This window comes from Brevundimonas sp. (assembly GCF_032107865.1).
GTDB lineage: Bacteria > Pseudomonadota > Alphaproteobacteria > Caulobacterales > Caulobacteraceae > Brevundimonas.
In genome coordinates this window covers 1-13,427 of sequence record NZ_DAMCNG010000066.1, presented here as the reverse complement: position 1 = coordinate 13,427, position 13,427 = coordinate 1, and the positions used below count along the sequence as shown (strand labels likewise).

Annotated in this window: 13 protein-coding genes and 1 pseudogene; 8 read left to right on the top strand and 6 right to left on the bottom strand. The window is 62.8% G+C overall.

Annotated elements, in window-relative coordinates; genetic code table 11:
- Window positions 1–14 precede the first annotated feature (14 nt).
- From RT567_RS07700 to RT567_RS07675, 6 genes are all read right to left on the bottom strand, one after another.
- Window positions 15–605 (bottom strand): hypothetical protein, encoded by a 591-nt coding sequence (locus RT567_RS07700; RefSeq protein WP_313575517.1) that lies wholly within the window; start codon window positions 603–605, stop codon window positions 15–17.
- 92 nt (window positions 606–697) lie between these two features.
- Window positions 698–3,217 (bottom strand): TonB-dependent receptor, encoded by a 2,520-nt coding sequence (locus tag RT567_RS07695; protein ID WP_313575515.1) that lies wholly within the window; start codon window positions 3,215–3,217, stop codon window positions 698–700.
- Window positions 3,218–3,425: 208 nt separating this feature from the next.
- Entirely contained in the window at window positions 3,426–3,848 is a 423-nt protein-coding gene (locus tag RT567_RS07690) for a type II toxin-antitoxin system VapC family toxin (protein WP_003165189.1), read from the bottom strand.
- On the bottom strand, window positions 3,845–4,099 hold the full coding sequence (locus RT567_RS07685) for a FitA-like ribbon-helix-helix domain-containing protein (RefSeq protein WP_003165190.1): 255 nt from the start codon (window positions 4,097–4,099) through the stop codon (window positions 3,845–3,847). The genes RT567_RS07690 and RT567_RS07685 overlap by 4 nt, the downstream gene beginning before the upstream one ends.
- Window positions 4,100–4,288: 189 nt before the next feature.
- Entirely contained in the window at window positions 4,289–5,239 is a 951-nt protein-coding gene (locus RT567_RS07680; RefSeq protein ID WP_040345555.1) for a FecR family protein, read from the bottom strand.
- Window positions 5,239–5,799: an RNA polymerase sigma factor gene (locus tag RT567_RS07675; RefSeq protein ID WP_003165192.1), complete on the bottom strand. Its 561-nt coding sequence runs from the start codon at window positions 5,797–5,799 to the stop codon at window positions 5,239–5,241. Before RT567_RS07675 ends, RT567_RS07680 begins: the two co-directional genes overlap by 1 nt.
- Before the next feature lie 436 nt (window positions 5,800–6,235).
- On the opposite strand from RT567_RS07675, the gene RT567_RS07670 reads away from it, so the two are divergent.
- From RT567_RS07670 to RT567_RS07635, 8 genes and pseudogenes are all read left to right on the top strand, one after another.
- Window positions 6,236–7,168, top strand: coding sequence for a helix-turn-helix domain-containing protein (locus RT567_RS07670; protein WP_003165193.1), 933 nt, complete (start codon window positions 6,236–6,238; stop codon window positions 7,166–7,168).
- A gap of 119 nt (window positions 7,169–7,287) precedes the next feature.
- A complete protein-coding gene (locus RT567_RS07665; RefSeq protein WP_003169270.1) occupies window positions 7,288–7,743 on the top strand; it encodes a response regulator transcription factor in 456 nt (151 codons plus the stop codon).
- A 44-nt stretch (window positions 7,744–7,787) separates the two neighbouring features.
- The gene (locus RT567_RS07660; protein WP_198935244.1) at window positions 7,788–8,432 is read left to right on the top strand and encodes a nucleotidyl transferase AbiEii/AbiGii toxin family protein; all 645 of its coding nucleotides are present in this window, start codon (window positions 7,788–7,790) and stop codon (window positions 8,430–8,432) included.
- Between the two features lie 445 nt (window positions 8,433–8,877).
- On the top strand, window positions 8,878–9,627 hold the full coding sequence (locus RT567_RS07655; protein WP_003165198.1) for an IclR family transcriptional regulator: 750 nt from the start codon (window positions 8,878–8,880) through the stop codon (window positions 9,625–9,627).
- Window positions 9,628–10,712: 1,085 nt separating this feature from the next.
- Entirely contained in the window at window positions 10,713–11,492 is a 780-nt protein-coding gene (locus RT567_RS07650; protein ID WP_003165199.1) for an acetoin reductase, read from the top strand.
- Window positions 11,493–11,725: 233 nt separating this feature from the next.
- Window positions 11,726–12,562 (top strand): hypothetical protein, encoded by an 837-nt coding sequence (locus tag RT567_RS07645; protein WP_313575511.1) that lies wholly within the window; start codon window positions 11,726–11,728, stop codon window positions 12,560–12,562.
- Between the two features lie 273 nt (window positions 12,563–12,835).
- The gene (locus RT567_RS07640; protein WP_233126665.1) at window positions 12,836–13,141 is read left to right on the top strand and encodes a hypothetical protein; all 306 of its coding nucleotides are present in this window, start codon (window positions 12,836–12,838) and stop codon (window positions 13,139–13,141) included.
- A gap of 55 nt (window positions 13,142–13,196) precedes the next feature.
- Window positions 13,197–13,427, top strand: a pseudogene (locus tag RT567_RS07635) (TolC family protein); the annotation flags it as partial.

Here is a 13,427-nt window from a genome sequence, read left to right as displayed (position 1 = left end):
TTATTCGACGCCGATCACACCGCTAACGGGGTCCCTTTTCCACGCCGATCCACAGGCACCGTCCCGTCGATTAGAATGCCAGCGTCGTACTCCTTCTCTTCTGCCGCTGAAATCTCTCGACGAGTCGCGCCGACGGAATACAGGAGCCGTCGCCCGTCTCGGCTGAGTTGGAAAGCATCGACGTCCGCTTCGTCGCTGGTGACCTGCTCCACACGGCTTCCGTCGGCCGCAGCGCGCCAAACCTGAACCTCTCCGTTCAGCAGGGCGCGGTAATAGATCCAGATAGAGTCGGGCGACCATTGGGGCGTGTCGCCGATCGAATAGCCGGACGAGTCGCGTAGCGGCTCCCCTCCGTCACCTACCGATACCGCCCCGGTCTGCGTTCGAAGAGACGCGACATACCAGCCGGAAGTGTATGAATTGCGCTCGATTGAGGCTCGCTCGACCCGAAACGCAACACGCCCACCGTCCGGTGAGATGACCGGATTGCTGATATCCCCGATTTCGACCAGCATCGTTGGGGAAGGAATAGTCTGTGCGTTCGCGTCGCTGGCCACTACCACTGAAGCGGCGGCGAGACAGGCGAACCGATTGAAGCGCGACATTAACACCTCGAAATAGATGGGGCGAGCAGCGATCGTCTCGTGATCACGACTGCCCGCTTCCTTTGCCTAGAAGCGCTTGCGGATATTGAGCGCTACGAACCGACCAACTGCGGATGCGGTTGTGGAATCGAAATAGAGACCCTGCTGTAGACGCGACGGACTGGCGGCGTAGGGGGGGCTCGATCGAACAGATTTATCGCCGACAAGGCGATCTGAACGCCGGAGAGAGGGCCGTCGCTCTGCTGGAACGTGTACGAGACATTTGCATCGAATGTCGTCCAAGATCCGATCCCCACGGCAGGGACCACCCCCGTATCGGTGCTGTCAGACACATGGTTGATCGTTCCCGTTGCCGAGAGCCCGCCTTTCGACCAGGTCAGTCCCGCGCGGGCTCGGAGATCAGGTACGTTCCCAATTGTGCCCGATTTGGTGGCTTCCGGGGTGCCTGGGATGGTCTGTTGGACCACCTCCGTCCAAGTCATATTCGCGAACGCAGAGACCTCCCCCAAAGGCAGCTCAAACGACTGGCGGTAGGATAGGTCGACCCCGCTAATCTTCTGGGATGTGGCGTTCGCATAATTGTTGAAGAGAATGGCGACGACATTCGACGGGTCGTAAGGAGTGGTCGTCGAGTTCCTGAAGCTTGTGCCCGCCGCGATCACGGCGGCCTGCTCCTCCGGCGTGGGATTTCGTTGGATGAACGGCGCGAATTGCGCGTCGACCAAGGCCCGCGACGATGGCGAGATCGGAACGATCACTCGATCAGTATAGTCGATGTCGAAATAGGTCGCGGAGAATGTGGCGTCGCTTGTCTGCCAGGGTCGATACTCGCCACCGAGCGTCCAGGATGTTGATTCCTCTGGCCGCAGATTGGGATTGCTGCCTGTTACCCAAAGCGCTGTTCCCCCGCCGGTCCACCCAAACGTGCTAGCATTATAGAGTGAGATCGGCTGACCGCTGATCATCTGCGTGAACGATGGCGCCTTGAATGACTTTCCCCACGTCCCTCGCAGCGATAGTTGAGGAATTGGGACATACCGCAAGCCGACTTTCGGGTTCGTTGTCGATCCGAAGTCGCTGTAGTCTTCGACACGGGCCGACATACTGACCGCCAGTTCATTGAGGCCCACGCGAGTCGCGGATGGAGAGATCAGCGGCGCATAAAGTTCGCCGAAGAGGTAGCTCACGTTGCGCGACCCACTGACTACGGTCGCGCTTGTCTCGCTGCCCTGATCGAAGATTTCGTCACGGTATCCGCCCCCTACGGCAACGCGTAGGTCACCTCCTGGCAAACTGAGCGCAACGCCTTCGGCCGTGATCTCGAAATACTGTGTCGAGTTCTCCAGGTGAGTATTGCTTCGGATAGCTGGAGATACCTGCCAAAACTTGCTTTCACTGGAGGAATGAACGCCTGTCGTTGTGAGTTTCCATGTGTCACTGAGCGTAAAATCAACCGACCCGCCGACACTATAAGCCGGCGTCGTCACGTCGACTTGATACTGTGGCGCGGCCAGCGTCGATTGCGAAATGCTCGTCGCCCTCCGTTCGCTCGCGAGCACATCAAGCGTCGCCGAAATGCGGCTTGTTATGTCGGCGCCGAGACTCGAATAAAAGGAGGTGCGCTCCTCCGCCCGCAACAGGTCGACATCGGGTGGCATCTCATCCGTGAAGTCGCGGTCAGACGCCTTGATCGCGTCTTGCTTCGAGTATTCCGCATTCGCCAGCACGTGCCAGCTGTCGCGAGACACGCCGCCAAGCGCGGTATAGGTCTGCTGAAAGCCGCCGCCGTTGGTCGCGCCGCCGAACCGACCGGCGAGTTCCACGCCGTCGAAATCCCGGCGTAAGATAAAATTGACTACGCCAGCAACGGCGTCGGATCCATAAACCGCAGACGACCCGTCGGTCACAACTTCGATCCGGTCGATCGCGGAAAGCGGAATGCCGGAAATGTCAGCACCCTGGTAGAGAAAATCCCCGGACAGGCGGCGTCCGTTCACCAAGACCAGAGTTGCGTCCGTGCCAAGCCCACGCAGGTTCACCGTGGAGGCATTCGATTGGTTAGTGTTGTTGATGTTTCCAGCGGTTGCGCCAAGCACACCGGGGTTCTGGCCGCCTGAGAAGTTCTCTGGCAGGCTTCGGACGATCTCACCGGTTTGCCCAAATCCTGATCGGTCGATCTCCTCTCTGGTAACGAGACGCACTGGAGCCGTCGGAAGGGCTCCCCTTATGCGGCTGCCCGTAACCACGATGTCACCGACCTGGGTCGCGTCGCCGGTCGCGCCCTCCCCGGCCGTGCCGGGCTGGGGGCGAACGATCATCATGGCCCCCGTCGAATCCCGCGCGACGCGAAGACCCGTCCCGGCAAGCAGGCGGTCGAGCGCCTCTTCGGGCGTCAGCGAGCCCGACACCCGCGCGCTGCGACGGCCGCGAACATCGCTGGGCTGGTAGATGAGCTGAGCGCCGGACTGGCGGATATAGGCTTCGAGCGTGACGCTCAGATCGCCAGCCGGCAGATCGAATGGGCGCGGCGCCTGGGCATGCGCGGCCGTCGCCAATGCCAAGGCGCATACGCCGCCCGCCAAGGCCCCGCGCAGAATCGCGAGTCTCTTCATGTCGTCCCCTCCGAGCCGTTATGTCGGCTTCAGGAATTCAGACGATTTGCAGGCAAGAACCTTGCGACGGGTTCGGAGAATTTTTCGGCTCGATCTCTGCGCCTGCCCAGCAAACCGCGAGACTGTTCGTCTCCTGCCAGCGGTCATGGGGAGCCGGAACCGGGCCGCAGGGACGACGTCCCAGCGCGATCCCGGCGACATCGATCGTTCAGTTGGGTGACGCCCAGGGATTCATGACAGGCAGACCCGCGGCGGCGAACGCGCTGACGTCGCGTGTGGCGACAGCAAAACCGTGGGCAGCAGCGATGGCCGCAATATACCCATCTGGCGTCGGAAAGCCCTTGCCCGCCGTGCGCGCCTTGACCGCAAGCGCTGCGTGATGGCGGGCCGCTACGAGGTCAAAGGCAAGGATGCGGTCGCCAAAGAGAGCGACGATCCCGTCGACAGCCGCCGCGAGCCTGTCCTTGCGACGTCCCGCCGGCAGCACACCGATTCCGAACAGCATTTCCGCAACCGTGACGCTGGAAAGGTATAGGGTTTCGGCGGCTTGTTCATCGAGCCATCTGACGACGTCGGGATGGGGTTCCGGCCTCATCGTCTCGGAGATGACGTTGGTGTCGAGCAGGATCATTCGAAGCTCATCGGGGACGCGGGCTTGCGATCGCGATGCTGTTCGAGCGCTTCCACATCAGCGTTGGTGACGCCTGCCTGCCGCCCGGCCGCAGCCATCGCCGACCCCAGACGGACGCGTTTGGCGGGCCGAACAGCCCTCTCAAGAATGTCGCGGATTTCGGCTTCTGCGCTACGGCCATGACTGGCGGCCCGCAGCTTGAGGGCGCGATGGGTCTCCTCCGAGAGATTGCGAATGGTGACAGCAGCCATGATAGCAAAACTCCTATGGACGCCAGCGATGCTATCATTTTAGGCATTGTGATAGCATTCTTCAAGGGTGAAATATGGTCCCGCACGGCGCGCCTTCCGAGAGGCGGGATCGATAAGCCCTTCTTGAGCCGCCAGCAGTCCTGGATGCCGCGGGAACGGGTAGCGCGTCCCCTTGGAACGTCGCTCGTATCAGCGCGAGATCATCATCCGATCTTTGCCGTCGTCGACCTGAAGACCCATGCCCTCTCGCAGAAGACGGCCGAACGCGGCCGTGTTGCGGGCCTCGAACGCGCCCGAAATCCGCAGGTCGGCGGCGTCCGGCGCGACGACGATGGGCTTGGCGTTATAGCGGTTGAACTCGGCGGCGGCTTCGGCGAGCGTCGCCTGGTCGAGCGTGATCAGCCCCGCCCGCCAGCTCAGCGCCTTTTCGACCTTCTCTTCCGACGGCGGTGCGACGAAGATGGACGGACCGTCGGCGACGATCATCTCGCCGCGCGTCAGCAGTGCCGGCGGCGGCGCGGCGCCCGCGCCTTCGGAAGCGACTTTCACCCGCCCGTCGCGCACCGCCACAGTCACCCTGTCGCCGTCGCGGCGCACGCTGAACCGCGTCCCGAGAACGGTGATGGTGCGCGCCCCCGCATGAACGACGAAGGGGCGCCCAGGATCGTGCGCGACCTCGAAATAGGCCTCACCTTGCTCCAGCCATACCTCGCGGGCTTCGCGCGACACGTCAGCGCGCAGTTTCGTCGCGGTATTCAACTCCACGGCGCTGCCGTCCGCGAGCGAGATCAGGCGGCGCTCGCCGCTCGCCGTCTCGACATTCTCGCGATGCTCGAACCGGTGGCCGGACATCTCGCGGGCGCCGACGAAGACGCCGGTTATCAGCAGGGCCGCCAGACCGACGATCCACCACAGGCGGGGCGAGCTAGAGCGCGCGGGACGGGTCCCGGGCTTGCGCAGAGCCTTCAGTCGGTCCACCTCTTCCCAGACCTGCTCAAGCCGCCAATAGGCGAGCTTATGGTCGGGCGACGCCGCAATCCACGCGGCGAAAGCGTCCGCCTCGGCCTCTCGGGTCTCGGCGTCCGCGCGCCGCGCCACCCACAGCGCCGCCTCGTTCTCGATCTCTTCGCGCCGAGTCATCACAGTCGCGCCTCCCGACGGCGATCGCCCGCCCGCGTCGTGCGCGCGCCGCCATTCCATCCGTCGGCCAGCAAGCGAATGGCGCGGGCGAGTTGTTCATTCACCGTCGTCACCGTCACATTCATTCGTTCGGCGGCCTCGCGCGCGCTGAGATCTTCGATACGACGCAGTTTCACAACCTCGCGCAGCCGGGGCGGTAATCGCTCGACCGCGCTCTGCATCCGCCGAAGTTCATCGCGCGCGACGACATCGCGTTCCGGCGTCGGGAGGTCGTCGCTGAGGCCCAGCGCATCAAGGTCCGCCATGAGGTCGAAGGAGACGATGCGCTCCCGCCGTGCGCGATCGGCCAGATGGTTTCGCGCGGTCGCGAACAGGAACGCTCGCGGATGCAGCGGAAGCTCGGCGGCCGCCGCTTCATAGACCTTCATGAATATCTCCTGGCGCAGGTCCTCGGCTTCGCCCCGCTGACGCCAGTGTCGCCGCAAGAAACGCATGAGCGTCGCCTCCAGCGGAAAAATCTGCTGGGCGAACCACGCTTTCAATGTGGGGTCGTCGACCATGCGGGCGGACACCAACGCGCGGACCACCGCGCCTCCTGATCCTACCTCAGACGAACGGCGACCGGAATCCTTGCGGACTTTGTGGTTTGTCGGCTGCGCGGGTCGCGTCGCGCACCGCCTGCGCACCCCGCGCACAACAATCGCGCCCGTTTCGGGAAGCTTGGGCGGGTGATCGCCATGCCAAACGGAGATGATCTTCCCGCTTCGGGATTATCAGCGGTGCTGAGCGCCCTTCCCGATTGCTACCATCGGTATTGAAAATATAGTCCTGTTAGTCGTTAGTTTCAGATGGATAAGCGAGGCTCGCAGGGAGGTCGGCTGGCCCGATGAAGGGATCAATCCGTTTCGCGAATGACGCCCAGCTCGCTGGCAAGGCGATTCCGCCGCCGCGACGCGGCCGCGGTACGCGCGGTCCCGGCTGGGCGGGATAAACGCCATGGTTCCGAGACGACCAGTTCTGATCGATTTCGCGGACGATCCCCCGCCCTTGTTCGAGGTCCGTCAAGGACTGAGCTTCGACGGCTTCCATATCGCCCAGGGCACGCTTGCGCCCAACCCGGGCTGCCAGCTCGGTGCGCCGCAGATGACCGCCGTGATCCACGAAGGCGCTCCCTTCCTGTTCGAATGGCGTCGACCTGACAGCGGCCGTCTCGAGCAAACCGAGGTCCGCGCCGGCGGCATCCATATCAACGCGGGAAATCGGCCCTTCTATCAGCGATGGACGGGCCACCAGCGCATTCTCGTCATGGCGTTCGACCGCGCCCTGGTCGAGCAGGTCGGAAGCGCTTTCGGCGGCAAGACGGACGCCGACATCGAAACCGTCATCGGCGTGCGTGATCTGGAGATCGAAGCCGTCGGCCATCGGCTGCGACGCGAACTCGATCAGTCCTCACCCTCGGGCGGACTCGTCGTCCAGGCGGCCGCGACGCTGCTGCTCGTCCATCTCTTTCGGAACTATAGTCGGCCGCTGGGCGCCGAGCGCCCGGCCAAGGGCGGCCTCGATCCGCGGCGGCTCAGCCGGGTCCTAGACTATATCGATACGAACATTTCCGACGACATCACCCTCGGCAGCCTCGCCAAGGTCGCCGGCCTGAGCGCCAATCATTTCAGCGCGTGCTTCAAAGCCGCCACGGGAATGCCGCCCTATCGGTTTCTCCTTCGGAGGCGACTCGATCGCGCGGTCGAATATCTTGTCACCACCGATCGGACGATTTCAGACATCGCCCACGAGCTGCGCTTCCCGAGCCACGCCCATATGTCGACGCACTTCAAGCGCTTCCTCGGAACCCAGCCTTCGAGCCTGCGGCGGGAATGGCGCGCCAGGACGGAACCGCTCGACACTACGCGCTCCGCGACGGGAGGCTGCTGAAGACCCCGAGAAACGATCTTCAGCAGACCGACGCCAGCACGACACATCCCTTCAGACAATCGCACCCATTCTTGTCGGATATGCTGTTATAATCGCACCTTAAGTCTTATCTCATCTGCATGGGCGTTGAGACTCTGACAGAAAGGGAGCGCGAAATCCTTCGATTGCTTGTCCAGCCGATGCGACCGAAGGACATTGCGAGATCGCTGAACCTCTCCATCTACACCATCCACGATCATCTCAAGAGCGCGCGCGCAAAGCTGGGCGTCTCCGACAGTCTGTCGGCGGCCTATCTGCTTCGGGACCATGAGAACGGCACCCCCCAAAGCGTAGGGACGACGGATTCGGGATGGACCGACGGCGACCGCCCTGACGAGAACGGTCCTCGCGAAGGGTGGAAGGCGATCGTTCCTCCAAGACCCTTCGCCGTCAAAGGCAAGCCATGGAACCGGCTGAGCCTGGGATGGCGGATCGCGTGGCCGGTGCTGTTGTTCGGCGTCGTCGCGCTCGGCGCCGGGCTGCTCATCGGCTCCCTGGCATCGCTGTCTCAGCTCCTCCTTTCCATCAGCCGCTGACGCCACGTCAGAAGAGCCGGGATCGGCTCCGGGAAAGGATGGTCATGAAGATCGCACAGCTTCGTCGCAGCCATAATCGCCGTCATGAACTCGCGCAGGAAGTGGTCGAACATCTCGTGCTTCGCGGCACGGTCTACGCCCCCGTCATCACAGCCGTCGTTCCGATCGTCGAGGATATGTTCGGCTATGCCGAGATGCAGGTCGTATCGTCAGCGGATCTCTATGCCGGCAAGATCGTCGCAGCGCTTGATCGCCAGCACCCTCGCGACCTCTTCGATGTGCGCGATCTCCTGGCCAAGGACGGAATCAGCGACGAGCTGCGCCGGGCCTTTCTGGTCTATGTCGTCAGCCATAATCGGCCCATCGCGGAAATCCTTGTTCCGGGCCGTAAACCGCTGACGGAAGAGTTCGAGCGGGGATTTGTCGGCATGACGACGAAACCGGTCGAACTGACCGATCTGGAAGCCGCCCGCGAAGCGATCATCACGGCAATGGTCGGCGAGATGTCAGAAGAGCACCGGCGTTTTCTCCTGGGCTTCAGGCGCGGAAACCCTGACTGGGATTCCATGGGGATACCCGAGGCCCGGAATCTCCCCGCCGTCCGATGGAAGCAGCAAAATCTGGACAAGCCGGCTCCCGATCGACGAAAAGCACTGATCGATCGCCTAGAATACGTCCTGTCTCCATAACGGCGCCACCACGATTGCCGTTGTGAAAGCCTGCCGAGAAGGAGGAAGCGCGTGAGAGATGGAGAGGAATTCTCAGTGGGCGTCCAGATCGGCAAGTCTGACCTGAATGCCTCCGGATTTTACTATCCGAAGACCGACAAGATCACGCACGTCGAGCCCTGGGGAAAGCGAGAAGTCGCGGAAAAATTCCTGTAATTTGGAGCAGGGTTACGGTCGATCATTCGCCACGTTCTTCACTCGGCAAGGAGCAGGAGCACGCAGACATCGTCGTTGGGTGCGACATGATCATCGTGCGGGTTTTCGCGCCGAATCACTCACCGATATCCCAGCGCCTCATCTGCTCCATGCGCTGCGGGGCCGAGCCTGCCAGCACTGCCGGCACGGCCCCCGATAGAAGACCGGCAATTCTGAACAATCTCGGCCTCAAACGCGCTAAGTATGAGTCATGGAAGTATCCGATGTTACGAGCCTGGCTCCGCCAGCCGAGCTTTCCTCGAACCAGCCGATCGAGCGCGCGGCGGCGATCCTCGATATCATCGCGCGCGAGGGTGGTGCGGCCGCGCTCGACCTCATCGCCATGCGAGCCGGACTGAGCAGGACAACGGCGCACCCCATCCTCAAAACGCTGAACCGGTTAGGTTATGTCAGTCGCCGGATCGGCGACACGCGCTATTACCTGGGCGGCCGCCTCTTGAATCTCGCGCGCCTCGGCGGAGACAATGAGGCGCTGCGAATTCGCATCCGACCGGCCTTGGAGGCGATTGCAAGCAAGACGGGCGAGACGGTCTATCTTGCAGCGCCAAATGGCGACGAAACCTACTATCTCGACGCGATCGAATCCGACCGGACTTTGCGCACCACGTGCCGCGTAGGCGAACGCGAGCGACTTGAAGATTCGGCGATCGGCCTTGTCTTCCTCGCCTTCATGCGCGGGCTCAACAAGCGCGTATCGGTGGTCCGTCCTGACGCCCTCGGCCCGAACCTCCGATCGAGAATCAGCAAGATCGAGCGGATCGGCTTCGCCCTTGATCTCGAAGATCATCAACCGGATCTTCACTGCGTCGCCGTGCCTTGGCGGGAGAACGGCGAGGTCCGCGCCGCCCTGGGCCTCAGCGGCCCGTCTACCCGTCTGCCCTGCGATCAACTCACAGACATCGCCTGGATGATGATGAAGGAGGCGAAAAAGGTGCGGTGACGTAAGCGGCGGCGCCCGAACACCATATTCTGTCGACGCGACCTCTAGCTTCAATATCCCAACCTCCAGCCTTGGGATCGCGGCTCGTGCTCCGCCGACGTAAAGGTCATCGCAAAAGAGCGCAGAGGGCCCACGCTGACCCGCATGCGCTTGCGCGGATAACGAAAAGCGTCGGCGCCCCTCCACTGCGCCTAATGGCGATCCAGTCGATCACAAGTCCCGTGAAGCCGGACGGTACGCCGTGGCGCCATGTAAAAATCGCGGGGCGCCCCGGGACGGCACGGGCGCGACTGATGGCCCGCTGAGATCCCGACCGAACACGCCCCGTGCGAGTATCCGTGTCGAACGGAGCGCGATCCGAAGCGGTTCTTCAAGCCCGGGTCGCAAGGGATTGAGCAAAGCAGGCGGCGCGGCCGCGTCCAGACAAACCAACAGGGTCCGTTCGTCCTCAGTCAGCGCCGAAGCCGCCTGTTCCCCCGCATTGAAGCATTGGCCCGACCAAGCCTCGTACATCGCCATAAGAGCAGCGATGGCGGGAGCCAGAAGCGCCGCTCCGCGTATCTCAAGCCGGGCGTAAAGGGCCGGCATGACAGGGAGACGACGATCGGAAGCATCCCGCCAGCACCGCGCCGCGCCAACGATGAGGGCTTCCGGTGTGAGAGGATCGGCGAAAGCGGCGATACAGGACAAGGCGATTTCCTCTCAGCCCCCACCTCAAGCTGCCCACCCGGCATCTATCGGGACAATATTGCACCAACAAGGCGCCTGAACCGGAAGACCGCTCGGACCTTCCCCGGAGAGCCGCCCTCGCCCATTTTGGATGACCGTTCGGCCTTCGATCACGCTGCAATCGCACCGTGGCGTTTAAAGGGCGTTCTTACCTCAGCCCATGACGGCTAGCCCCCGCTCCGGCGACGGCGCCCCAGCAAATCGCATGTTCTCTCCGGTCAAAGAGCAGCTGCGACATATTGACTGTCGATAGATCTGGATCAAAGCGGAGAACATGCTTCGGTGTCATCGAGCCATCGCAAGCTGAAACTATTCGCCGCACAGACCCTTTGTAACAGATCGAAAGGATAAGGCTCATGACGGTCAAGCAAAAATCCGTTCTGGTCACTGGAGCGAGCCAGGGCATCGGTCGCGGCATCGCGCTGCGTCTGGCGCAGGATGGCGCCAATCTCGCACTCGTCGACATCAAGGCCGACAAGCTGGAACGTGTGGCCAGGGAGATTGAGGCGCTGGGCAGAAAGGCGACGACCTTCGTCGCCGACGTCAGCAACCGCGACGAGGTTTACGCCGCCGTCGACCATGCCGAGAAGGCGCTCGGCGGCTTCGACGTGATGGTCAACAACGCCGGCATCGCCCAGGTGAAACCGTTGACCGATGTGCAACCCGAGGATCTCGACCGCATCTTCCGCATCAATGTGGATGGCGTCGTCTGGGGCATCCAGGCCGCCGCCAAGAAGTTCCAGAGCCGCGGACACAAAGGCAAGATCATCAGCGCGTCCTCGATCGCTGGTCATGACGGCTTCGCCATGCTCGGCGTCTATTCCGCGACCAAGTTCGCAGTCCGCGCGCTGACCCAGGCCGCGGCCAAGGAATACGCCGCTCACGGCATCACGGTGAACGCCTATTGCCCCGGCATTGTCGGCACGGACATGTGGGTTGAGATCGATGAGCGCTTTTCGGATTTAACGGGCGCGCCGAAGGGCGAGACCTACAAGAAATATGTCGAAGGCATCGCGCTGGGCCGCGCGCAGACACCCGAAGACGTCGCCGCGCTTGTCGCCTTCCTCGCCAGCGACGATTCCGACTACATCACCGGCCAGGCCATTCTGACCGATGGCGGTCTCGTCTATCGCTGACCCGGGGAACTGGCGACGGCAGGCATCGCGAAGGAGGCGAGCGGCGCGATGCCTGCGATCCATCCGCGGAGCCGACCATTTCGCCTTAGAGCAAGCCCGGAGCGGCGTGTTCGACCCTGAACGCCAATGGTCGCGATGCAGCGCCCTCGCTCAGGCTGAGATCAACGACATCTTATGGATTCTCAATCCTTCCCTGCGGCCTTTTCATTCGTAGCGGACCGACCGCGCAGGGCATGCCGCTGGAAATCCATTGCTTCTCCACCACATCAGCCTGGACCGACGATGAAGAGATTCAGGCCGACATTATCGAGCATCTGCTGGCGATCCTCCCTGAATTCCACCTGCGCCGCTATCAGGCGCCGGGCGGACGCTGCCTCACGGAGACACAGCTTGAGCCAGCGACCGCGGCGCCTGAAGTCCCGCGGCTTCACACCCGGATTTCACCTGCGGCCCCGAACATAGAAGCGGCCGATCAGGGACAAGCCGAGCGGCAGAATCGCCAGAATGAGCAGGCCGATCAGCCAGACAACGACAACAGCGGCCTTGCCGGCGCCCTTGACCATCCCCAGCAACTGGCCCGCCCAACGGCTGGTGTCCAGCGCCGCCAGAACGTCGCCGGCAGGCGCGCCGCCCAAGGTCCTCGCGGCATCTTGTCCCTGGTTCACAACCAGTTCGAGAGAGGTTGCGAGCCAGGCCAGCACAGGGTCGGTGAAGCTGTAGAGGAGCCAAGCGAGCAGCGACCAGACCAGCATGGCCAGACCGACCAGAATCCAGACGAAAGGACGCAGCCTTCCGCTTCGAACCCTCCCTCTTCCGATGCGCGAAAAAGCCTCGGGCGAATGGCGATTCCTGCGTTTCGGGCCGTGCGACAAGGCGAAATCTCTATCGGTCAACCGGGACGCAAGCCCGCCAAGGAAGCCATCTTCACCCGCACACGACAAAAAGCCACAGAATACTGTCGCTGCAAGGCGTCTGCGACAGCATGGCGCGACATGATCTCGCCGGCTACCGTCGCGCTATGCTTCAAGTCTTCGCGTCTCGGCGCCTCATTTTGCATGATCCGGGCCTGAGATCGCCGCCGCAAGGCAAGCGATGATGACGGGCGACGCTCGCCGCGTGAGGGCGCATCCATCCGTTCGCAACATCCGGTTAGACAACGACTTCTGGGCGCCTCGGAGAGGTCGGAGCTCGCCTCAGGCCCCCCACAATTGTTCCGTCGCCATCGAAATAGCCCGTAACGCTCGTTTTTCGCGGACTTTATAACAGATTGCCATCCCGATCTCAGGCCGTTAGCTAGCCGAACTATGGTCTGGTCGATGGCGACTTTGGCGAGGATTTCGGCGGTGCTGACCTTGGTCATCGCCGCCTTTCTCGTCGCTCCCGTCACCGACGCCGCCGCCTGCGCGCCCGAGCCGCTGGCCGCTCATCAGAGCCTGGATCACGATCCTTCGGCCGGCGACCACAATGGGAGCGGCGGCGACATGGGTCTTTGCTCCCATGGTCATTGTCACCACACCGCCAGCGAGCGACACGTGACAGACGAAATCGACAGCGCTGAGCTGTCCGGTCATACGACACACGCCGCGCCCCTCAATGATGGCGCGGCCTCTTTCCCGAATAACGGACTGAAGCGGCCGCCTCGAGGCTGAGCAAAGGCCAGCGCTTCCGCGCGCCCTTTTCCGTTTCACTTCTGGAAATACCTACATGTCTTCGACACCTCGTCGTCGGCCGCGCCTTGCGGTCGGCTGCGCGCTCGCCGTCTTGGCCTGTGCGCTGGCAGGGCCGGCCTTCGCCGATCCCGCTCCCTCGTACACGGACCTCCTAGCCCGCCTGGACCAGACGCCCGCCGCCGCCGAATCCGGCGCCCTGGTCGATGCGGCCGAGGCGCGCGTGCGCCAGGCCCGCGTGCGGCCCAACCCCACCCTGTCGCTGACC